We start from the raw sequence: 23,405 nt of genomic DNA, 5'->3' as shown, positions 1-23,405 counted from the left end.
ACAAGATGACTACACGTGAAGAACTGGTTGAATATTCTATCCCACAGCTGCTGCGCTGGCGGGTCAGAAGCACACCGAAACGCCCGGCACTGCGGGAAAAGGATTTCGGTATCTGGAATACTTACAGCTGGGAGGATTATTACAGTTATGTCCGCAGGACCGCCCTTGGACTCAGGGCCATTGGCCTTGGAAAAAATGATACCATTGCCATCATCAGTGACAATATTCCGGAGTTGCTTTTTATCGCTATTGGTGGCCATTCCCTTGGTGCTATTTCCGCAGGAATTTACCAGACCAGTATGCCCGATGAAATTGCCCAGATCATTGATTACCTGAAAGTCAGTGCCGTTTTCTGTGATAACCAGGAGCAGGTGGACAAGGTGCTGGAGGTGCGGGACAGGATACCGGGTGTCAAGAAGGTTATTTTTGAAGATCCCCGGGGATGCGGGAATATATGTCGGATGACTGGTTCATTGATATCAGTGACCTGTATAAAATGGGGGAAGAGGAACATAATAAGAATCCGGATCTCTTCGAGTCGCTGGTGGATCGGGGCAAACCTGATGATGTCTGTCATCTCTGCCTTACATCTGGTACCACCGGCCTTCCCAAGGGGACCATGATGACTCACCGCAACTATATCAATATGGGTGTCAGGATAACCGAGGTTGATCCCCTGGAGCCAACGGATGAATACGTTTCCTTTCTCCCCTTTGCCTGGATTGGAGAGCAGATGAACTCTTTCGGGGTTGCCATGGCAACGGGAATTACCATCAACTTCCCTGAATCTGTTGAGACAGCGATGTCGGATCTGAAGGAGATCGGTCCCCATTTCATGTTCGGTGCTCCGAGAATCTACGAAACGATCCGTTCGGAAATCTGGCTGAAGATCGATCAGTCCTATTGGCTGAACAAGCTGCTTTATAACTATTTTATCAAGGTGGGACTGGAGGCGGCGGAATACCGTATGCGAGGGGGAAATATGCCTGTGGGCCTGAAAATAAAATCCTGGTTGGGTACCCTGATGATGTTCCGGCCCCTGATCAACCAGATGGGACTGTTGCGGCTGAGGCGTGCCTATACCGGTGGAGCAGCCCTCGGGCCTGAGCTGTTCACCTTTTACCAGGCCATCGGTGTGAACCTGAAACAGATTTATGGACAGACGGAGATCACCGGTATTGCCTATATGCACAGGGATGGTGATGTCAGGCCTGATACTGTCGGAAAACCTCTTCCCGGAACCGAGTGCAAGATCGCCGAGGATGGTGAAATCCTCTCACGTTCCCCTTCCGTTTCTCCCGGTTATTATGGATTGCCCGAGAAAACGGCCGAGGCCCTTGAAGGTGGCTGGCTCCATTCTGGTGATGCCGGCTATATAGATGAGCACGGTCACCTTATTGTCATCGACCGGTTGTCCGATGTCATGCACAGTAACAAGGGTGAAATGTTTTCACCCATGTTTCTGGAGAATTCACTGAAATTCAGTCCCTATATTAAAGAGGCCATTATTTTCGGGAACAACGAGGATTTTGTCAGCTGCCTGATCAATATCGACCCCGTAGTTATGGGTAAGTGGGCTGAAGACCATGGTATATCCTATACAACGTATATGGATCTGTCGGCAAAAACGGAAGTGGCTGAGCTGATCATGAAGGAGGTTCTCGATGTCAACGCGAGGGCCGAAAAGGAACATTTTCGGATCAAGCGCTTTGCTCTACTCTATAAACTGCTTGATGTGGATGACGGGGAGCTGACAAAGACCGGCAAGATCCGTCGAAAATTTGTCCAGGAAAAATACCAGCATCTGTACGATGCGCTGTACGATGAATCCGTAACTACAAAAGATGTTGAGGCGTCCTTCCAGTACCAGGACGGGCAATCAACAACGGTTACGGCAAGTATTAAATTCTACACGGTGGAAGGAGTCTGATGAGCTATTTCTTTCAAATTGTTGTCAGTGGAATTGTGGTGGGATCGATATATGCCCTGGCTGCCCTTGGACTGGTTCTGGTGTATAAATCGAGCAGAGTTGCCAACTTTGCCCATGGCCAGCTGATTGCCATTGGTGCTTTTATTACCTATTTTCTCACCGTCACAGTCGGTATTCCTATTTTCTTTTCATTTCTGGGAAGTATGGCCATAACCTTTTTTCTCGCCATGAGCGTGGAAAGGGTTTTCTTGCGTCGGTTGATCGGAGAACCGATTATTTCTGTTATTATGGTGACAATTGGTCTTGGATCGATCCTGGACGGTCTGATTTACCTGACTCCGTTTGGTACCGAAAACTATTCTTTTCCGGCTTTTCTGCCCCAGGATCCCCTGGTTTTCGGTGGTGTCTCTATTTCCTGGACCCAGCTGGTGGGGGTGATACTGACCTTTATTCTCATAGGTGGTTTTTCCTGGTTTTTTAAGAAATCAACTGTTGGAATTTCCATGCGGGCCGTATCTGATGACCAGTTTGCCTCAATGTCGGTAGGAATTTCCGTGCCGAAGGTTTTCGGACTTGCCTGGGCGACTGCCGGTCTTTCCGCTGCCGCCGCCGGGTGTATTATCGGTAATATTACCGGACTCAATTTTGATACACTTCATTCTTTTGGAATCATCGTTTTTCCAGTTGTTATACTCGGTGGACTGGATTCGATACTCGGAGCTGTGGTGGCAGGGATTATCATGGGGCTTATTCAGCAGTTTGCCAGCGGTTACCTGGATGGCAACTGGGGACTGAACGGTACGGGGGATGTCATGCCCTATGTTATTCTACTGATCATTCTTCTTTTTAAACCTCATGGTTTATTTGGAATTCACGAAATTGAGCGGGTGTAATCTATGTCAGCAAATAAATGGTTAGCTACAGGTAATTTCTTTACTTCTTATAAAGAGGAACAGAGGAATTTTCTCACCAGCCTCGACAGGTCGATCTTTCTTTTCTTTCTTGTTCTGCTCTTTGTCTGGCCTCTTTTTTTCCATCTCAGCAATAAAATCATGCTGGTGATTGATAATATACTGATCGCTATTGTTGCCGTTATGGGATTGAACCTGGTCACCGGATTTGCCGGCCTTATCTCCATCGGCCATGCTGCTTTTGTGGGTATAGGTGCCTATACAGTGGCTTCATTCTGCAGGGTTATCGGGGATACCCATGTGCTGGTTACCCATTTCTGGCCACTGCTTATCCTGGTCAGTGGTTTCATGGGGGCGGTTTTCGGCGCAATTGTCGGTCTGCCGGCTCTGCGGTTGAAACATCTCTATCTTGCTATTGCTACTCTTTCGTTTCAGATGATTTTCCAATGGGTTATCAATTTCATGTCATTTTTCAACCAGGGACAGACGATTTTCGTTGGCAGGGTCTTCTGGTTCACCGGTAAAGTGGGGAGAAGAGACCATTACGTGTTCTGGTATTTTGTTATCCTGACAGTTGTGGTCCTGTTGGGATTCGGGATTCGAAACCTGCTGAAAACGAGGTACGGGAGGAGCCTTGTGGCAGTAAGGGACAATGACAGGGCGGCTGACGCCATGGGTATGAATCCCGGTCTTACAAAGGTATATGCCTTTGCCCTGTCCGGTTTTTTTGCAGGGGTTGCCGGTGCCCTGCACGCGTATCTGTACAGGGGTGTTGGCTTTGAGTCGTTTACCCTGCATGAATCAATTTCCTATCTTGCCATGGCCATTGTCGGAGGCCTTGGAACTTTAAACGGATCTTTCTGGGGACCCGTTGCCATTAAATATCTCGATCTCAAGGTGGGGGCCCTTGCAGAATTTGCCGGTCAGTACCTGCCGTCGAGTATGAACCTGGCCACTGCACTCAAACCGTTTACTTTCGGCCTGGTGATTGTGTTGTTTTTGATGTTTGAGCCCAGGGGGATTTCCAACTGGTGGAGGATTGTAAAATCCTACACCAAATTATGGCCATTCAGGTATTAACCCGCATTTCTCATGAACATTGTGTCAATTTTGAGATGAGCTGTAGAATACAAATAATTAGCCAACTATCAGTAGTCGAACAAAATTGACACAATGGTCACCCAAGGTCAGCCCAGGCGACGCCATCTTCTGCAATATTTCAACAGTAAATATAGGCTACTATTATTTACTCTTGAAAATTTTGTAGCTGACGCCGCCTGAACTGATGAAAAATGCGGGTTAGCCCTGAATTTCTCATGAACATTGTGTCAATTGTAGTGAACGGATGTTGTCGGTTCAGAAGATCAGGCGAACTTGTTTCGCCTGAAAGCGAGGAGAAGTAGTAGGTAGAAGTAAAAAAACAAAACAGGAGGAGAACATGGTAAACAGGAAAACCTTATTTTTCAATACACTCATGATCCTTGCAGCATTCTTTGCATTGACCACCGTGGCAAATGCGGGGGGAAAGTCTATAAACTCGGGATGTCCCTGGCTATAACAGGACCGACATCAGATGCAGGTAACCCTTATTCCAAAGGAACTGAAGATTATTTCAAGTTTGTCAATGAAACAAAGATGCTGGGTGACGATACCATCGACTGCACCATCAGGGATGATCAGTATAAAACTGATATTACCAAGAGAAATTTTGAAGAGTATCTTGACGAGGGTATTGTCATGTACCTCAACTATTCAACAGGGAGTACTCTCGGTCTAAAGAGGGATTTTGAAGAGGAAAAAATTCCTGTTCTCCCCGCATCCTATCATGCTGGAAACCTGGACGGTTCCAATTATATTTTCCTGCCTGTGGCATCCTATTCTGAGCAGCTTGTTGCCCTGTCTGAATATGTTGTGAAAAACCACAAGGGTGGGAAAGCAAAAGTCGCCATGTTTATTCATCCTTCCGCTTTCGGAAGAGGACCGGTTGATGATGCAAAGAAAGCTGTCGCCGCTGGACTCAACATGGAAATTGTTGAAGTTGTGGAACACGGTAAGGATCTGGATAATTCTGCCATGTTGAAAAGACTCATGTCCAAAGGTGTTCAGTATGTTCTCTGCCATACGGTTCAATCTCCTGTCGCAACAATGCTCAAGGATGCAGCCCGTCTCGGTTTGACCGCCAAGACATACGGTGAGAAAGGAAAACTGACCTTTCTTGGTGTTCATTATACCGGTGGTAACGATCTTATTGCCCTGGCGGGGGATGCCTGTGAAGGTTATGTCTGGAGTTGTTCGTTCAATCTGACTTCCGAAAAAAATGAAGGCACTGAAAAGCAGCTGGCCCTGGCCAAGCGATACGGTCGCGACGAGAAGGCGGCCAACTCTCACAACTATGCGGCCGGCATCATGGTTGCTCAGGTTGCGACCGAGGCGATTAAGCGTACCAAGGCGGCAGGACTCGAGGTGACGAGAGCGAATCTTTATAAAACCCTGAATGAGATGAATGGCAAGAATGCTTATTTCCCCTACACCACGATCGGTCCTGTAACCTATTCAAAGACTGATCGTGCGGGAGTTGACATGTTGCAGATTTATACTGTTCAGAGCGGATCTTTTAAGAAAGTCGGTACTCCGATCCAGTCTGAATTTATGAAGAAGATCAAGTAATTGTTTAATTACCTGGCTTTTTCAATCTCAAAGCCGACAGTTGGTCCTTCCGGCTGTCGGTATAGTAAAGCCGAACTTGAAAGAACATATTTATGATGGACTCGTAAAAACTCCGATCTACTGCGTTGTGGGGTGATCGTGTAATGCTCGACGTACTCTATGTACGCCTGCGCTTACACGACACCGCCACGCCTTGTATATCGAAGTTTTTCCAGAGTCCATCTGAGAACGTTGAACGACTTTTTACGAGATCATCATTTATGGAAAATAATCTGCTGGAAGTCAATAATATTGAAGTTGTTTACAATGACATCATACAGGTGTTGCGTGGAGTCAGCCTGACCGTGCCACGGGGCAGCATTGTCGCACTTCTGGGAACCAATGGTGCGGGAAAGACTACGACACTGAGGGCCATCAGCGGGCTTTTGAAACCTGAAAACGGTGCAATCAAGGAAGGGTATATCAAATTTGACGGGACCGATACAACCAGGCTGATGGGAACCGATGTGGTTAAACTTGGTTCCGTCATGGTACCGGAGGGCCGCCGTATCTTCAAGCACTTGACCGTGAATGAAAATATTCTCGTGGGTTCAATCACCAGAAAAGACGGTTCCAAAAAAATCCGGGAAGATAATGAGCTGATGTACAGACATTTCCCCAGGTTGTCCAAAGTGACAAACAGAATGGCGGGATACAGTTCAGGCGGAGAGCAGCAGATGATCGCCATTGCCCGGGCGATGATGGCAGCACCGAAAATGCTGATGCTCGACGAGCCTTCCCTTGGCCTTGCGCCTTTACTGGTAAAAGAAATATTTGATAATATAAAGGTTATTAACAGAGAGCTTGACACCACTATCCTGGTTGTCGAGCAGAATGCCAAGGTTGCACTGGCAGTTTCTGACTATGCATATATAATGGAGTCGGGTAAAATAGTCCTCGAAGGACCCTCGGCGGAACTGCAGGATAATCCGGATGTGAAGGAGTTCTATATGGGAATTACCCAGGGGGGCGGGAGAAAATCATTCAAGAATGTGAAATCATATAAACGACGTAAACGATGGATGTAGGTACTTACAGGAGCAGCTTATGAAAATACTGGTTGGATACAATGGTGGTGCGGTGGGGGACAAGGCTCTGGCCCTTGCCAGGGACTTTGCACTGAAATTTAACGCGGTTGTCTATATCGTTACATCCATGGGCGGGGGGACTTCGGAAAAGGAATCCGATATTGAAAAGGTGGACAGGGAACTTGCTCTGGCCCGGAAATTGATGGAAGAAGCCGGGCTTGAGTGCGATGCCCAGCAAAGTGTACGAGGGCTTTCCGCAGGGGAGGACCTGGTTCGTTTTGCCGAGGAAAATGATATTGATCATATTTTTCTCGGTATTAAAAAGAAATCCAGGGTTGAAAAGATTATTCTCGGCTCCACATCCCGTTATGTGATTCTCAAGGCACCCTGTCCTGTTACCACCACCAAATAGTTTTCTGAATGTGACATTTGGTATTCGCCGCCCGAAGGGTATTCGCAGTTCAGGAGGTGTTTCTGTCGCATTGGAAATTTTATAACATTGAAGTGGTGTTATACTCCAGAGTCTGCCGGAAATTTCCCATTTTCCGACAGACTCTTTTCGGTAGATAGAATAAAAATTCCTGTCAAAAATTTGGTATTTTCTGTTCAATGAAATGCGGGTTAAAGGTTGAAATCTGTGTTTTTTGAAAAGGTGTTGAACCTGATTGATGAACAGGATAAGATAATTATCAGGAAGGCCTGCACAACGAGAAGTATTTTTTCTTCAGAATTGATGAAAGAAACAATCAACGGTTACATTCATTAACTGCACAATTATATTGCTTTTTGAGGGTATCAGCAAACTATTATGTATTTGAAATTTTATGGTCTCAAAAAGAGGCCTTTTGAGCTGACACCAAAAGTAAATAATTTATTTCTGGGTGAAAGTCACAAAGAGGGTCTGGCTGTTTTAAAATACGGCGTAATGTCTGACAAGGGCTTTCTGCTTCTGACCGGTGGTGTTGGAACCGGCAAGACTACACTTATAAATTGTCTTGCGACTTCCCTGGGAATGACAGAGGATCTTTGTCTGATTTCAAATCCTAATCTGGAAATTGCAGAATTTTACCACTTTTTTGCCAATAAAATTGGTTTGAGTTTTGAGGGGAACAAATCCAAATTTTTTCTGGCGTTTGAAGATCTTTTGAAGAGAAATCAAAAATCAGGGAAGAAAATCCTTTTGATAATTGATGAGGCTCATGTTCTTGAAGTATCAATGCTGGAGGAAATTCGTTTACTTACAAATATTTCTGCTGGTTATCCCGGTGGTATGAGTGTCTTTCTTGTGGGGCAACCTGAACTTATTGAACGTTTGGAGGATGACAGGCTTCGTCCGTTAAGACAGAGAATTTCTCTCCGTTTTCACCTGGACGCTCTGTCAAGGGAGGATACGTTACAGTATATCCTCTTCAGGCTTAATCTGGCTGAAGCGCAGCAGACAGGTCTTTTTACGGACCAGGCTATTGATGAAATTCATCGAGTCTCAAACGGAAATCCCCGAGTTATCAACATTATATGCGACAGCGCTCTTTTGGACGGTTATGGTAAGAATTCTCTTCAGATAGATAAAAAGACTGTTCGTGAATGCACTGCCCGGCAACAACTTCCGGGTGAGATGGGGGACAGTGCCGGGCAACGAAATAAATCATTTGTGGAGAATGGTCTTTTCTGGTTACTGCTCATTTTACTGTGTGTTGAAAGTGCCGGTGTCTGGTTTGCATATCAGTCAGGTCTTTTGGATGGATTCTGGAATTTTGTGAAAAGTTATTATTTCAATATGATGTCATAATTTTTTCTGATTACGTACAAAACCCGGCCTGACAATTATGTCACATCCCCATATGTGCTGGGTTCCATAGGAAAACAGATGGTTTTTTTCAGCACGGGCAACTTTTGATTATTTTAAGGATCGTAACACTATCATGAAGCTGTGAATGTTCGTTGATGGTATAATTCAGGATAAGTCAGGGCCACTTCCAAAAAAAATTTTAAATTCATGAAAACAGGCAGTTAAAAACTTCGTGATCAGGTACAGGTTAGGTTATCTATGGGAAACATGTCAGATATTCTTGAAAAATCCGGAGTAGATCTGGGAGGGGGAGAGAAACAGGACCCTTCCCGTCCGGGAAAGGCTTCCAGTGGAAAAAAAGCTGCTGAAAAAGATTCGTTTTATTCTGCCGGCGCCTGGGATGAGCGGTTACTAAAAGTAACCAACGAAAACAAAGAGGCGTCAGAATCTTTTCGTATTTTACGTTCCCGTATTCTTTATCCCGGGGAAGGCCAGAAACGGCCACAAACCATTATGGTGACATCCAATGCCCCCGAGGAAGGAAAGAGTTTTGTCTCAGCGAATCTTGCCATAACCATGGCAAGGGGGCTTGACCAATATTCATTGCTTGTGGATTGTGATCTTCGAAGACCATCTGTGGCATCCCTGTTTGGTCTTTCTTCGGTATGTCGGAATGGGTTGACAGATTATCTCAGGGATGGTGTCGATCTGGCTGAGCTTATTTTCAAAACCACGGTTGATAAGCTTTCAATTATTCCAAGTGGTGATTGTCCTGTTAATCCTGCAGAATTACTGGCTTCAGCCAGAATGTCCGACCTGGTAGATGAACTTTCAGGACGATACAGTGACAGATTTGTCATTTTTGACAGTCCTCCGTACCTGTTGGCATCCGAATCAAATGTTCTGGCGAAGGAAGTAGATGCAGTTGTACTGGTTGTTGGTTATGGAAAGTCGGACAGGACGAAAGTAAAGACTATGATTGAGCAGATCGGTCAGGAAAAAATAATTGGTATTGTCTTTAACGGTATGAAAAGCAGCTATCTGAAACAGAAAATACTTGGATCGTATAATTCGTATTCAAAATATTCATCTGTTGAAGAGAGCAACTCGAAGAAAAAGGTGAGCATGTAATTTCCGAAGTAGGCTGGAGACGAAGGGAGGTTTTAGCCCTCTTTTTCAGGGTATGTCATAGTATCTGCCCATAAATGGCTTTTTTGCCCGATTTCTGCGTCACTACGAAAAATAAAAATATTCACATATGCCTAATATGCTGCGCTTTTTATTTTTCTATGCTCCTCGGAGTCTTCGCTTGCCTGAACTCGAAAAAAATCTCATTTCTGGACAGACACTAACCTTCTTTTCTTGTGAGGTTGAGGCGGAAATGGTCAAGCGAATTGAGATTTAATGGTTGCCCGATCAATTGAGCCGTCTTCTGTTTTCGGCAGTTCCGATATGAATTCCACGTACCGCGGTTTCTTGTAGCCGGCAATACGGGTTGCACAGAAACTGACCAGTTTTTCTTTTGTCAGGGTATGTCCTTCATGCAGGGAACATAGCGCCTTGATTCCTTCTCCGAATTTTGGATCGGGTACGCCGAAAACACATACTTCCCGTACCGCTTCATGTTCCAGGATCACTTTTTCAACTTCGGCGGGAAAGACATTTTCCCCACCGGGTTTTATGAGTTCTTTTTCCGCCTTTCTCCCTTTGAAAAAGAGATAGCCGTCCTGGTCTATCATTCCCAGGTCTCCGGTGTGATGCCAGCCTTCACGGAAAGTGTGGGTGTTCAGTTCTTCACTGTTCCAGTATCCCTGGAAAACCAAGGGGCCGCGAACAAGGATTTCCCCGGTTGATCCACAGGGAAGCAGGGTGTCGAAATCGTCAGCGATTCTGATATTGGCAAGGGTGGAAATTTTCCCGGCGGAACCCGGCTTTGTAAAATATTCTGCAAAGGTGATCAGACCCGAGGTCTCTGTCTGCCCGTACATCGTCCAGAATGAAGAATTCGTAGCTTCTTCCCATTTTTTCACAGTTTCCGGTGTTTCAAGACCCACCACACTTTCCAGGCTCGGCAGGGTCGTTTCCCCGTTTTCCAGCACTTCCAGAATATTGGAGAGAATTGGAGGGAATGATCCGAAAATGCTGACCTTCTGTTCATCCACCAGTTTTACCACCTGTTGGGGATCAAATTTGTCTATTATTATGTTCCGGCCGCCAGCCTGAAGAGTAGCAAGCCCCAGATTGACACCCATGATATGGAAAAGTGGCAGGATGTTGAGGTACGTTCTGTTGTAGTCGAGATTGAATGCCTCAACTATCTGCTGGTTGGCGAGAATTATATTTTCCTGACTGAGAACCGCTCCCCTGGGTTTTCCCATTACAGCGGCAGTATGGATAATGATGTAGGGATCGTGACGGTTACAATCGACCACCTCACAAGCCGGTTCCTGGTAGAGATTGTTAAACGGTTCCCGATTCACAACAAACAGGTTCTCAACAAAGGAAAACGATTCCTGTAGTTTTTTTCCCTGCTCTTCCATTTCCCCGTCGCAGATGAGAAGTGCCGGGGTTGTATCCTCAATGATATATGAAATTTCCTCACTGCTCAACCGTCTATTGATGAGTACAAGTACCAGATTCAGGGCGGAAGCAGCGCCGAAGATGTGGAAAAAGGCCGGATGGTTTTTACAGAGAATACCAATTCTGCTGCCGGCAGGGAGGTTCAGGTTCTGTAGACCGTTTGCCAGTCGCTTGGTCTGGTCAAACAGTTCAGCATGGCTTGTATCCTGGTCATTCCAGTGTATCGCAGTGGAGTCAGCCCTGAATAAAGCATTTTTTTCATAAATATTATAACAGGTCAGGTTGCGAAGGCTGTTCATGGTATTTGTCTCCCTGAAAGTAAATATAAAGCCACTTTGAAAAATTGCCTTTTCGCCCGATCTCTGTCTGCGTCACAGGAAAATGAAAAATGCTCACATATGCCTAATATGCTGCGCTTTTTATTTTCCTATGCTCCTCGGAGTCTTCGCTTACCCGAACTCGAACAAAAAATCTCATTTCTGGACAGACACTAACTAGTGAAATCCATTGCAATTCATCTCAATAAAACCTAAACTAAAACTACCCCGATATCAATACAATTATAATAAACTATCAGTTGATTTGCTGTTTCTTCCGGACAGGAATAAAATTGCTCAATCTCTAGTGGTGGCGGGTTTATTTTTCTTTTTATTGAATTATTTTTTCCGGCGTTTGCATGGGGAAGTTTTTTCTTTTTATTGCCTTGCGAGGTTGGCAATTTCATCGAATCTGTTTCGTTATCAATGGCTTGAGGTATGTAAATACGTTCGCGCCGTTGATGTTTTGCATTTCCGGAAGTAAAGTGCAGATTCTGAACTTGCCGACTGCAGGAGCGAGGTATTATTCAAACAGCATGAGGTGAAACATGAAGGCACAACTCTGGGATGTCCCGATATACTCTCAGGTAAGCGTGGTCTCCCTCTTTTTCTTTTTCTTCTGCTTTTCTTCTGGAGGAATTGGACAAAAATGTTATGCAGGGGATGTTGAAGAGTGCATGGTACGGGCCATGCAGACAGCTGAGGATTCTATAACCATAGGCGAGCTGCGTCTCCAGTGTCAAAAAGATCTGGAGGAGGATAAAGTTGCCCGTGTCGGTCGGGAAAAGAACCTGCCCCTGGTGGAGCGTCGTATTTATCAGGACAGAAAGCATGTACTTGAGCCGTTTACCCTGATGGCCCATAAACCCAATTATGTGCTGTTTGCTTCTTATAACAGCAGCTCCTATGATGCAACTCCTTTTCAGGAACAGTATAATAATCCTGATCTGGAATGTGATGATGTGGAAGCGAAATTCCAGCTGAGTATCAAATTTCCTCTTCTGGTCAACCTGGGGAATGATACTTTTGATATCTATGCGGCATATACGAACAGATCATTCTGGCAGGTGTATAACAATACGGAATCGGCACCTTTTCGCGAAACCAATCATGAGCCGGAGATCTGGGTCCAGTTTCATCCCAGGTGGGAATTTTTCGGCTTTACCAATGTCTGGAATTCCTTCGGTATAAATCATCAGTCCAATGGACGGGATGGTGTTCTCTCCCGCAGCTGGAACCGTTTGTTTGCCTGGTTTACCGTCGAAAGAGGAAATCTGGCCATGAGTTTCAAACCCTGGTATCGTATTCCTTCTGACGGTAAAGATGAAAATCCCGGTATTACCGACTACATGGGGCACTATGAGCTGAGTGCTTCCTATAAATGGCAGGAGCATGTTTTCAGTGTCATGTCGAGAAATAATCTTGAATCCGGTTTTCATAGTGGTGCCGTTGAGTTAAGCTGGAGTTTTCCCTTGTGGCACTGGCCGTTTCTGCGGGGCTATGTGCAGTATTTTAATGGTTACGGTGAGAGCCTTCTCGATTATAATCGCTATACCAATGCTATCGGAATCGGTTTTTCCCTTACCGACTGGCTGTAAATGAAGGTGAAATGAAACTGGTTGAAATTTTTACCTTTTGTTCTTTTGATTTTTTGTATACTTTTGTTGGCGGTTAATAATTCCTGACAATCGGCATTTTCGGGGTTTTTGCCGCAGGCCGGACTGAGAAAGAAGACATGTCTGTAATCTGGTCGAGTTTCATGAGAAATGTGGATTGGAAATTGATGTGAATCGAAAATAAGGGGAGAGTGGATGCCGGATAATATCGATGAACATGAAATCGCGACACATATAAAGAATAAGAAACTGGTAAAAGAGAGAAGGAGACAGATTGTTGATGCCGCGGTCAAACTGTTTATCCGGCATGGATACCATAAGACGACGACCAGGGCTCTGGCTAAGGAGACCGGTCTTTCAATCGGTTCAATATACGAATATATCACCACGAAGGATGATGTTCTGTATCTCGTGGGAATTGCAATTCATTCTGAGGTTGAACAGGGAGTAAAGGATGCCCTGGCACGTCCCACCGAGAGCAAGGATGCCCTGGCTGAGGTGATAAGGGAATTTTTTCTCGTTTGTGACCGCATGAGCGATCATGTGCTTTTGATGTACCAGGTCACGCATTTTCTGCCGGAAAAATGGCAAAAGAAGGTATTGGGCGCAGAACTGCGTATAACCAATTTGTTTATCGAGGCCATGAAATCCCTGCGGGAAATGGGGAAGTTACCGGATCTTGATGATAATACCATTACCCTGATTGGTCATAATATTTCAATTATGGGCCATACCTGGGCCTTTCGTCGATGGTATTTTGCCAAGTACATGACTATTGACGAGTATATTGAACGACAGACCGAATTTATTATGAGTTTTCTTGGATAAGCCTGGCGTCGTTATTTTTTTCAGGTAGGTCGGGATACTTGAAATTACTTCCGAAGATATTGTGCTGCCGCCTCGACAGCCTTGAACGCCGTGCCCAGGGCAATCCCAGCTCCGCATCGACCTCGAATCCAATCTTGGTGAGCAAGAAGAGAGCCTGCAGCAAAGAGGTTTTTACTGAACACTTTTTTCTGATCATCCAAAGGGCGGAAGGAAGAATCAACTTCTATACCGGCCTGATTGATTGGGTGCCCGTTACGGTCCGTATATCTTTTTTTATACCAGTTACTCCTTGATTCCGGTTGAGCTACCGGCAGATCAAGAAGTGATTCCCGTATACCGTGGAATCCAGCCTGCAGTCCACCACTCAGGAACCTGCCCGTGGCAAGTAGAACACATTTGGTTTCAATCATGACGGGACCCAGGTTATCAGTCAGTTCCAGGGTTGCCCTGGTTTTGTGCAGAATGAGTTTTTTTACTTTCTGCTGGGGGATCAGGGTCAATCCTTTCTGCGGAAAAATCTGCTGAAACATTTCGCGCAACCGAATACCTGGTACGGCCGGCGGCATCGTAGGTATTTCAAAAATTGTTAGACCGGTGAGGCGTTCAAGTTCCCTTCTCACCTTGTCTGGTTTATGTATACCAAGAATTGCTGGTAATCCTAAATAGTTACATCCCCCTGCAGCTTCAATAAGTCGTGTCGCCAGTTTTTCCCTGTTATAGGGGGTTTCCAGAGCACGTGCCATCGGTTCCGGATAGAGTTCTCCGGGGCGAGCATCCGGAAATTCAATCCGGCATGTTGTGAGGCCCGGCCATCTGTTTTTAAGATTGGCGACAACCTGTTTTCCGCTGAATCCTTTCAATCCCTTGAAATCAACAATAACTGCAGATTTTTTGTTATGAAATGCATTTACACCCGGCAGCATTGTTTCTGGCATGCAGAGGGTGGGTTTCACTGTTCCGGCAGGGGTCAGGGCCTGCAGGTTTTTTCCACCGGGACTGCTGTAATGAATGCCACACTCATTGAGGAAGTCAGTGACCTGCCCGAAAGCATCACGAATATCGTTTCCAGATATTCTGCTGAGAGGATGGCTGGGGTGCAACTCTTTGAGTTGCTGCAAACCACGCCATGGATCATCCAGAAGATCCATGGGTTCGGGAAAATGATAACCTAAAAGATCCAGGTAGCCTGTAGTATACGTGACCGCCCCGCTGTCGCCTACCTGGGTTGTTCTGATATTTCTGTTCAGGGCAAAGATTGATGCGGCAAAGCCGGCCAGGCCGGAGCCGATAACTGCCAGATCAGTTGAGATGTTCCGTGTCCGTTCAACCATTTACTTCTCTCCAGATGGTTCATCAATCATGTCCAGGCCAAGTAGACCGCAATGCATTGCTTCTGCAAGCTCCATCTGTGCGGCCTGGGCGCCCCAGGTAATAGTGCGCGTTCCCTTGAATCGTTCGTCAAAGAAGTTCCTCATATGGGTGAGACCTGTCTGGTCTGTATAAAAATCCCGATCGTAAAGATGTGAAGCTATTCGGATCCCGCAAAATGATCCCTGGCACGGTCCTTTCCCCGCCCTGGACCTGAGAGCGATGGCTTCCAGGGTCATTTCCTTTTCATATCCTGGAGCACCGGAGATAATCTCATCAATGGCGGACTGGGGAACCATTTCACATTCGCAGAGTATCATGTTATCCGGGTCGTTCGACTGATACCAGTATTTGGGTGAAGCACCAGGTTCTGTCCATCTGCAGCTTTCATCATCTACCAGAAGGTTCAGATGGGTTCTGCAGGGGGTTGAGTTGTTGAGACGACGGGCGACAAGGTCTGCTGTTTTTTCAGCCATCAACCTGTAGGTAGTGAGTTTCCCCCCGGTAATGGTACAGAAGTTTGATATATTCTGACCTTCATGATCAAAAAGGGCAAATCCCCGTGTGGCCTCCCGGTCATCTCCCGATCCACCGGATTGCAGCAGGGGGCGAACTCCGGAGAAGGCCCGGATATAACGTGTAGTGGCAAGGGCAGGGATCATTGCCGCACCTTCAAGGACGTTTTTGTCAATTTCCGGTACTGTTGGTCTGATATCGTTGAGGTTGTCAGTACGGACAGAGGTTGTGCCGAGTACTGAAACAGTACCGCCAGGGACCAGGATATCCCCATCTCCTGGAGGGCGCAGCCGGTTTATAACGTGGTTGGTCAACCTGTCATGGCTGATCAGGAGCGAACCTTTTGAATAGAGCAGGCTGACATCTTCACAGCCGGCAAGACAGGCTATTTCCATGGCCCAGGCCCCACCCGCATTGATAAATTGTTTTGCGTGAATAGTTGTCTTCTTACCCGTTTTATTATCTCGACAGACTGCTGTTGTTATTGTGCCTTTCTCGAGAGAAAAGTTGAGTAGTTCCGTGTGGGGGTAATAGCTGCTATCACTGTTGCGGCCGGCATCAGCGACATTCAGAAGGGCAAGACGAAAGGGGTCGATGGTGGCGTCAGGTACCCTGAAAGCCTGAATAATATCTTTGCTTAATAATGGTTCGAGTTCCCGGGCTTGGCGCGGCGTGAGAGACTCGCAGAGAATGGAAGCAGTCTCACAATATTCAGGGAATTTTTCCGCAAAAAGAAGATCATCACCCTTAACTGCCACGAAGAGTCCACCGGTGTCTTCAATGCATTGGGGGACGATTGTTTTGAGAATCGCACTTTCCTTTCTGCATTCCATGGCGGAATGGAGATCATTTGAGACATATCGGCAGCCGGAGTGGAGCAGCCCATGGTTGCCTCCAGAGGCACCCGAGCAGAGGTCAGCTCTGTCGATCAGGCAGCAGTTGATACCGCGCAAAGCGAGGTCGCGCATGACTCCGGTGCCGGTCACACCGCCACCGATTATCAGCACTTCTGTTTCAATGTGCATTCCGGGTTCCTTGTTTGTGTCTGTCAAGAAATGACCTTTTATCGGATTTTGGCCGTTTTAAAAGAATCCGGAAAGATAGTTCCTGTTTCCGGACAGCCTCCTGGCTATTGATTCCAACTTTCACCGTAAAAAAAGTCTATATGTATATAAACAGCGTCCAGAAATAGTTCAAGTGAAAATAAAATAAATTTCACATGAAAGTATTTAGTCTGTTAATCGAAATTTAAGCGCGTAGGACAACAGGAAATGTGGGCTATGGCCTGGTCAATGTCCTGGAGACAGCATCTTTCCAGCCACTGTATTTTCTTTCCCGTATCTCTCCATCAAGGGATGGTTCAAATCGTTTGTCCTGCTTCCATGTCGCAGCGAATTCAGACGGGTCAGGAAAGATGGATTCATGGAGTCCGGCAAGGTAGGCGGCACCGACCGCCGTTGTTTCGAGAATTGATGGTCGATCAACCGGTGCACTGAGGATATCAGCCAGGAATTGCATGGTATAATTGGAAGCTACCATGCCGCCATCTACCCGGAGTACGGTTGTTTTCATACCGTTCCAGTCTCCCGCCATCGCTTCAAGAAGGTCTCTGGTCTGGTAACAGACTGATTCCAGGGCAGCCCGGGACAGTTCCGCAGGGCCGGTGGCACGGGTGATACCGAAAATCGCACCCCTTGCATCCGGATCCCAGTGAGGTGCTCCAAGACCGGTAAAGGCGGGCACGAGGTAAACATCCTGGTTAATATCAGCTTCCCGTGCGAGTTTACCTGTTTCAGAGGCGGTTTCTATCAGGCCCATGGCATCCCTCATCCATTGAACTGCAGCTCCGGCGACAAAGATGGAACCTTCAAGAGCGTAGGTCGTTTTGTCACCCAGTCTGTAACCAATGGTGGTGAGCAATTTGTTGCCTGAACTGACCGCCTGCTCTCCTGTATTGAGAACAATAAAACATCCAGTGCCGTAAGTTGATTTAATCATGCCTGGTTGAAAACAGGCCTGGCCTACCAGGGCAGCCTGCTGATCCCCCGCAATTCCCCGTACTGGAATGGAAGAACCTAAAAGTGCGGGTGCGCACATACCAAAGTCGTCGGAACAGTTTTTGACTTTCGGCAGCATTGAATCGGGGATATCAAAGAGCTGAAGCAGTTCTGTATCCCAGCAGTTGTCGTGGATATTGTACAGCATGGTGCGGGAGGCATTGGTGGCATCCGTCGCATGGACTCTGCCCTCTGTCAGCCTCCAGAGCAGAAAGGTGTCTACAGTACCGAAGGCCAGCCTTCCTTCATTTGCCATCCGCCTGGCACCGGGGATGTTTTCAAGGATCCAGTTGATTTTTGTTCCGGAAAAATAAGCGTCCAGGAGGAGTCCGGTTTTCCTGGTAACCATTGGTTCATGTCCGGAATCACGGAGCTTTCTACAGAAATCGGCCGTTCTTCTGTCCTGCCAGACAATGGCGCGGTGGATTGGTTTCCCTGTCTCCCGTTCCCAGACAATGGTAGTTTCCCGCTGGTTGGTAATACCTATTGCCGCAATATCTGTGGCGGAAAGGTCTGCATTTTCAAGTGCCTGTCGGCAAGTGGCGAGAGTAGTACTCCATATTTCTTCCGGGTCATGCTCGACCCAGCCGGACCGGGGAAAAAACTGTTCAAACTCTTCTTGGGCAAGTCCTGCTGTTTCAAGCTTATCATTGAAAATAATCGCCCTGCTTGAAGTGGTTCCCTGATCTATGGCGAGGATATGTGCTGACATGATAATTCTCCCGGAAGAAGGAATGGAATGCGGCTCCCCCTGAAGAGAGGGAACCGCACAGGCCGAAGATAAATGAATTATTTATTTTTTTGCGGCGGCCGCCCAGCTTTTAACGAGTTCGTCGTAATCAACGGTCATACCTTTCGGTTTTTCGTTAGCCAACCTGGCCTTGGGAGAACCCGGAAGGTTCAGCCAGTAGGACGGATCCTGTTTTTTGTTCAGTTTCGGACCGCATTCGCCCTGGATCTTTGCCCTTTCGAGACGCTGAAGGACCTTGTCCTGCTGCATGGCAAGGCTGTCCATGGCCTGTTGCGGAGTTTTGTCACCGGTTACGGCATCGGCAACATTCTGCCACCAGAGCTGGGCCAGTTTCGGGTAATCCGGAACATTGGTACCGGTGGGTGTCCATTGGACGCGGGCCGGGCTGCGGTAGAATTCAATCAGTCCGCCGAGTTCTGGAGCTCGCTTGGTAAAGGATTCATGCCAGAGATCCGACTCCCGAATGGGGGTCAGGCCCACATGGGTCTTTTTCAGGCTCACGGTTTTTGAAACAACGAACTGGGCATAGAGCCATGCTGCCTTGCGACGTTTCACCGGAGTTGACTTCATAAGGGTCCATGATCCACAATCCTGGTAGCCGAGTTTCATTCCCTTTTCCCAGTAAGGACCGTGGGGGGAAGGAGCCATACGCCATTTAGGCATGTTATTCTTGTCAACTACGGCTATACCGGGTTTAACCATATCCGCGGTAAAGGCGGTATACCAGAAAATCTGCTGGGCAATACCTCCCTGGGCAGGTACGGGACCGGCCTCGGAAAAGGTCATTCCGGCGGCTTCCGGTGGTGCGTATTTTTTCAACCAGTCGATGTATTTGGTAAGGGCATAAACAGCGGCAGGACCGTTGGTGGCACCCCCGCGTTCAACCGAGGAACCCACCGGACGACAGCCGTCAACCCGGATGCCCCATTCATCAACAGGCAGACCGTTGGGAATCCCTTTGTCACCTGCACCGGCCATGGAGAGCCAGGCATCGGTGAAACGCCAGCCGAGAGACGGGTCTTTCTTGCCGTAATCCATATGGCCGTATACTCGTTTGCCATCGATTTCCTTCACCTTGTCGGTAAAGAATTCGGCGATATCCTCATAAGCGGACCAGTTGACAGGTACACCAAGCTCATACCCGTAAATATCCTTGAATTTCTTTTTCAGATCCGGACGGGTGAACCAGTCATAGCGGAACCAGTACAGGTTGGCGAACTGCTGGTCCGGGAGCTGGTAAAGCTTGCCGTCGGGACCGGTTGTAAAGGATTTGCCGATGAAATCGTCAACATCAAGCATCGGATCCGTGACATCCTTTCCGTCCCCGTTCATCCAGTCAGTCAGTGGTATGGCCTGCTGGTATCGGAAATGGGTGCCGATCAGGTCAGAGTCATTGATGTAGGCATCGTAGATATTTTTATTGGACTGCATCTGGGTCTGCAGTTTTTCGATAACATCACCTTCACCGATGAGATCGTGGTTGACTTTGATACCGGTAATTTCGGTAAATGCCTTGGCAAGGGTTTTAGACTCATATTCGTGGGTGGTGATGGTTTCGGAAACCACGTTGATTTCCATGCCCTTGTAGGGTTCGGCTGCTTTGATAAACCACTCCATCTCCTTCATCTGTTCCGTTTTGGAGAGGGTTGAAGGTTGAAATTCATTGTCGATCCATTTTTGGGCCTCAGCGCTTCCCGCCTGGGCAGATATGGGACCTGCCAGCAGGGCCGCCATTGCAGTTGCAGTAACAAGCTTTTTGATCATCGATTTCCTCCTCTGTTGTTTTACGTTTACCTCAATCCCGCAATTGGCAAATTCGGCGTCTTTGCTTGCCTCTCAGGAATACGAGGCATAAAAAAGTACAGGATTCAGGTACGATTATTCCGCCGGCGGAATCAGTCCGGGACGGAACTGGAAAAAATACAGGCGTTATACCCATAAAAAAACACAAATTGCGTACACACAGGCTATTGCAAATCCCCACCAGAGGCTGGCACTGAAAAAGGCCAGCCAGAATATATGGATAAAAGCGGAACCGAGCAGTGATACAAAGAGCCGGTCTCCCCGTGTGGTTTCAAACCTGAGAATGCCGACTCTGGGCGCACCACCGGGACTTTTAATTTCCCAGATAGTCATGGCTACGAGCAGGCAGAATATTATTATAAAAAAAGCGGCAGTTGGTTTGGTCCAGGCCATCCAGTTGAGATTCATTGTATTCCCCCTCTCTTAAACTCGTCCAAGGGCGAAACCCTTGGCAATATGGTTACGTACAAACCAGATAACCAGCGCACCCGGCAGGATAGTGAGGACGCCGGCTGCGGCGAGAACACCCCAGTCAAGTCCCGATGCGGAAACAGTACGGGTCATGATAGCCGAAATAGGTTTGGCATTGACGGCCGTAAGGGTTCTGGCCAGCAGCAGCTCCACCCAGGAAAACATAAAGCAGAAAAAGGCAGTGACACCAATACCGGAAGCAATATTGGGGATGAAAATCTTAATGAAAAACCTGGGCCATGAATAACCGTCCACAAAGGCCGTTTCATCAATTTCCTTTGGAATTCCCGACATAAACCCTTCCAGAATCCAGACGGAAAGGGGCAGGTTGAAGAGACAATGGGCCAGGGCCACCGCGATATGAGTATCAAAGAGGCCGATGGACGAGTAGAGTTGAAAAAAGGGCAGGGCAAAAACCGCCGGTGGTGCCATCCGGTTGGAGAGCAGCCAGAAAAAAAGGTGTTTGTCGCCCACGAAACTGTAGCGGGAAAAGGCGTAAGCTGCCGGCAGAGCAAAGCAGACGGAGATGACCACATTGATGGAAACATAGATCATCGAATTGATATAGCCTGAATACCAGGACGCGTCGGTAAAGATAACCCGGTAATTGGCAAAGGTCAGGTTCTGTGGCCAGAGGCTGAAGACCGAGAGAATTTCTTCATTGGTTTTCAGGCTCATATTGACCAGCCAGTAGATGGGCAGGAGCAGAAAAAGAATATAAACTACGGGTATCAGCCATTTCCAGCGCATATCAGGAACCTCCGTTTGAACTTTCTTCTCCGATGTTACTCATCACCGTATAGAACACCCAGGAAAGCAGAAGAATTACTAAAAAATAGATAAGAGACATGGCCGCGGCAGGGCCGAGATCAAATTGACCGATGGCCATTTTTACAAGATCAATGGACATGAAGGTTGTGGAGTTGCCGGGGCCGCCGCCGGTAATGACAAAGGGCTCAGTGTAGATCATAAAGCTGTCCATGAAGCGCAGGAGGACAGCAATCAACAGAACCCTCTGCATCTTGGGAAGCTGGATATAGCGAAAGACCGAAAAGCGGGACGCTCCGTCAATCTGGGCCGCCTGGTAATAAGCATCCGGGATGGAGCAGAGACCTGCGTAACAGAGGAGAACGACAAGACTGGTCCAGTGCCAGACATCCATGACAATAATAGTAACCCAGGCGGCAAGTGGATCCTGGGTATAGTTGTAGTCAACGCCCAGGGAGTCGAGGCTGTGGCCGAGAAGGCCTATATCCACACGGCCGAAAATCTGCCAGATGGTACCAACGACATTCCAGGGGATCAGAAGTGGCAGGGCCATGGCGATCAGACAGACAGGAACACCCCAGCCTTTTTTCGGCATGGCCAGGGCAATACTGATTCCCAGGGGGATTTCGATCAGCAGAATTATGCCGGAAAAGAGCAGCTGGCGCAGAAAGGCATCGTGAAAACGCTCCGAATGAATCAGATCGCGGAACCAGTCCATACCGACCCAGAAAAACTGGTTGTTGCCGAAGGTGTCCTGGACCGAATAATTGACCACGGTCATCAATGGGATAATGGCACTGAAAGCGACCAGCAGAAAGACAGGCAGCACCATGAACCATGCCTTCTGGTTGACTTGTTTTTCTATCACAGTTCTTCTCCTGAAATGAGATGGTCGTTGATGTACAGGTTTGCATGACTGGTGTCGACAAGGAGGCTGGTTTCATCTCCTGTCATGCCGGTAAGCTCGGAAACCACAACGTTGAGTTCTCTGCTTCCCAGGGCAACCCGGACAATCTTATGTCGACCGATATCGTCTACCCTCAGAATTCTGGCAGGCAACCCGCCCTTCCCCGGCGGAGCCAGGTCGAGATATTCAGGTCTGATACCCAGTTCTATTTTGGCCGTGGGATCGATACGGGCGTATTTTTTATCAAGAGTAATAGTCTGTCCCTCGACCTGGATGTTGTTTTTTTCCTGGAGCTTGCAGGGCAGGATATTCATACCCGGGGAACCGATGAAGTAGCCGACAAATGTGTGTTCCGGGCGCTCAAAAAGAGCCTCCGGAGTACCGACCTGAACAATTTCGCCTTCATACATGACGATTACCTCGTCCGCAAAGGTCAGGGCTTCCGTCTGATCATGGGTGACGTAGATCATGGTGAAGGCAAACTGTTTATGAAGGAATTTCAACTGGGAGCGGAGTTCCCATTTGAGCTGTGGGTCAATGACTGTCAACGGTTCATCAAAGAGAATGGCGTTGACGCTCTTGCGGATAAGGCCCCGGCCCAGAGAAATTTTCTGTTTGGCATCGGCAGTCAGATGCTGGGCCTTGGTATGCAGTTCGTTTTCAAGGCCCAGCATTGTTGCCAGCTCAATGACTCTGGGTTCTATTTCCGTTTTTTTTCGACCTCGGTTCTTCAGTGGAAAGGCCAGGTTTTCAAAAACCGTCATGGTATCGTAGATGACGGGAAACTGGAAAATCTGGGCAATATTTCTTTCCTGTGTTGGTAGTCCGGTAACATCCTTGTCATTAAAGAGAACCTGGCCCCGTGTTGGGGTGAGCAGGCCGGAGATGATATTCAGCAGGGTTGTTTTTCCGCAACCGGAAGGTCCGAGAAGGGCATATGCTCCACCATCCCGCCAGGTGAGATTGAGTTTTTTCAGGGCGAAATCATCGGGGTTTTCCGATTCACCCGTATAGGAATGGGCAATATCTTTCAGGGTTATGCTGGCCATGACAATCTCC

The 23,405-nt window shown here is 47.5% G+C and carries 21 protein-coding genes; 11 read left to right on the top strand and 10 right to left on the bottom strand.

Going from position 1 to position 23,405, the window contains the following annotated elements; genetic code table 11:
* The first annotated feature begins 5 nt into the window (after positions 1-5).
* The 9 genes from LO777_RS20195 (at position 6) to LO777_RS15655 (ending at position 9,495) form a co-directional block, all read left to right on the top strand.
* A complete protein-coding gene (locus LO777_RS20195) occupies positions 6-623 on the top strand; it encodes an AMP-binding protein (RefSeq protein ID WP_268907455.1) in 618 nt (205 codons plus the stop codon).
* Positions 545-1,930, top strand: a complete 1,386-nt coding sequence (locus tag LO777_RS15690) for an AMP-binding protein (protein WP_329955752.1) — start codon at positions 545-547, stop codon at positions 1,928-1,930. The genes LO777_RS20195 and LO777_RS15690 overlap by 79 nt, the downstream gene beginning before the upstream one ends.
* Entirely contained in the window at positions 1,930-2,823 is an 894-nt protein-coding gene (locus LO777_RS15685; RefSeq protein ID WP_228854796.1) for a branched-chain amino acid ABC transporter permease, read from the top strand. The genes LO777_RS15690 and LO777_RS15685 overlap by 1 nt, the downstream gene beginning before the upstream one ends.
* A 3-nt stretch (positions 2,824-2,826) precedes the next feature.
* The gene (locus tag LO777_RS15680) at positions 2,827-3,921 is read left to right on the top strand and encodes a branched-chain amino acid ABC transporter permease (protein WP_228854795.1); all 1,095 of its coding nucleotides are present in this window, start codon (positions 2,827-2,829) and stop codon (positions 3,919-3,921) included.
* Positions 3,922-4,383: 462 nt separating this feature from the next.
* Complete coding sequence (locus LO777_RS15675) at positions 4,384-5,508, top strand: ABC transporter substrate-binding protein (RefSeq protein WP_228854794.1); 1,125 nt, start codon at positions 4,384-4,386, stop codon at positions 5,506-5,508.
* A 260-nt stretch (positions 5,509-5,768) separates the two neighbouring features.
* Entirely contained in the window at positions 5,769-6,575 is an 807-nt protein-coding gene (locus LO777_RS15670; RefSeq protein ID WP_228854793.1) for an ABC transporter ATP-binding protein, read from the top strand.
* A 19-nt stretch (positions 6,576-6,594) separates the two neighbouring features.
* Positions 6,595-6,987, top strand: coding sequence for a universal stress protein (locus tag LO777_RS15665; RefSeq protein WP_228854792.1), 393 nt, complete (start codon positions 6,595-6,597; stop codon positions 6,985-6,987).
* A gap of 396 nt (positions 6,988-7,383) precedes the next feature.
* A complete protein-coding gene (locus LO777_RS15660) occupies positions 7,384-8,364 on the top strand; it encodes an ExeA family protein (RefSeq protein WP_228854791.1) in 981 nt (326 codons plus the stop codon).
* A gap of 258 nt (positions 8,365-8,622) precedes the next feature.
* On the top strand, positions 8,623-9,495 hold the full coding sequence (locus tag LO777_RS15655; RefSeq protein ID WP_228854790.1) for a polysaccharide biosynthesis tyrosine autokinase: 873 nt from the start codon (positions 8,623-8,625) through the stop codon (positions 9,493-9,495).
* Positions 9,496-9,749: 254 nt separating this feature from the next.
* On the opposite strand, the gene LO777_RS15650 is transcribed toward LO777_RS15655, so the two are convergent.
* Both LO777_RS15650 and LO777_RS15645 read right to left on the bottom strand, forming a co-directional pair.
* Positions 9,750-11,243: an AMP-binding protein gene (locus LO777_RS15650; protein ID WP_228854789.1), complete on the bottom strand. Its 1,494-nt coding sequence runs from the start codon at positions 11,241-11,243 to the stop codon at positions 9,750-9,752.
* A 230-nt stretch (positions 11,244-11,473) separates the two neighbouring features.
* Entirely contained in the window at positions 11,474-11,668 is a 195-nt protein-coding gene (locus LO777_RS15645) for a hypothetical protein (protein WP_228854788.1), read from the bottom strand.
* A gap of 141 nt (positions 11,669-11,809) precedes the next feature.
* On the opposite strand from LO777_RS15645, the gene LO777_RS15640 reads away from it, so the two are divergent.
* Both LO777_RS15640 and LO777_RS15635 read left to right on the top strand, forming a co-directional pair.
* Entirely contained in the window at positions 11,810-12,859 is a 1,050-nt protein-coding gene (locus tag LO777_RS15640; protein ID WP_228854787.1) for a phospholipase A, read from the top strand.
* Between the two features lie 213 nt (positions 12,860-13,072).
* A complete protein-coding gene (locus LO777_RS15635; protein ID WP_228854786.1) occupies positions 13,073-13,705 on the top strand; it encodes a TetR/AcrR family transcriptional regulator in 633 nt (210 codons plus the stop codon).
* Between the two features lie 44 nt (positions 13,706-13,749).
* On the opposite strand, the gene glpB is transcribed toward LO777_RS15635, so the two are convergent.
* The 8 genes from glpB to LO777_RS15595 form a co-directional block, all read right to left on the bottom strand.
* Entirely contained in the window at positions 13,750-15,036 is a 1,287-nt protein-coding gene (gene glpB / locus LO777_RS15630; protein WP_228854785.1) for a glycerol-3-phosphate dehydrogenase subunit GlpB, read from the bottom strand.
* The gene (glpA, locus tag LO777_RS15625; protein WP_228854784.1) at positions 15,037-16,614 is read right to left on the bottom strand and encodes an anaerobic glycerol-3-phosphate dehydrogenase subunit A; all 1,578 of its coding nucleotides are present in this window, start codon (positions 16,612-16,614) and stop codon (positions 15,037-15,039) included.
* A 253-nt stretch (positions 16,615-16,867) separates the two neighbouring features.
* Positions 16,868-18,358 (bottom strand): glycerol kinase GlpK, encoded by a 1,491-nt coding sequence (glpK, locus tag LO777_RS15620; RefSeq protein ID WP_228854783.1) that lies wholly within the window; start codon positions 18,356-18,358, stop codon positions 16,868-16,870.
* Between the two features lie 81 nt (positions 18,359-18,439).
* Positions 18,440-20,131 (bottom strand): ABC transporter substrate-binding protein, encoded by a 1,692-nt coding sequence (locus LO777_RS15615; protein ID WP_407929159.1) that lies wholly within the window; start codon positions 20,129-20,131, stop codon positions 18,440-18,442.
* A gap of 195 nt (positions 20,132-20,326) precedes the next feature.
* A complete protein-coding gene (locus tag LO777_RS15610) occupies positions 20,327-20,608 on the bottom strand; it encodes a DUF2160 domain-containing protein (protein WP_228854781.1) in 282 nt (93 codons plus the stop codon).
* 15 nt (positions 20,609-20,623) lie between these two features.
* Positions 20,624-21,421, bottom strand: a complete 798-nt coding sequence (locus LO777_RS15605) for a carbohydrate ABC transporter permease (RefSeq protein WP_228854780.1) — start codon at positions 21,419-21,421, stop codon at positions 20,624-20,626.
* A 1-nt stretch (position 21,422) separates the two neighbouring features.
* Positions 21,423-22,304, bottom strand: coding sequence for a carbohydrate ABC transporter permease (locus LO777_RS15600; protein ID WP_407929158.1), 882 nt, complete (start codon positions 22,302-22,304; stop codon positions 21,423-21,425).
* Positions 22,304-23,395, bottom strand: coding sequence for an ABC transporter ATP-binding protein (locus tag LO777_RS15595; RefSeq protein WP_228854778.1), 1,092 nt, complete (start codon positions 23,393-23,395; stop codon positions 22,304-22,306). The genes LO777_RS15600 and LO777_RS15595 overlap by 1 nt, the downstream gene beginning before the upstream one ends.
* Between the last annotated feature and the right edge of the window lie 10 nt (positions 23,396-23,405).

The organism is Desulfomarina profundi, from assembly GCF_019703855.1.
Taxonomy (GTDB): Bacteria; Desulfobacterota; Desulfobulbia; order Desulfobulbales; family Desulfocapsaceae; genus Desulfomarina; species Desulfomarina profundi.
Note: the sequence above shows the minus strand (reverse complement) of the source record. Positions and strands in the feature narration are given on the sequence as shown.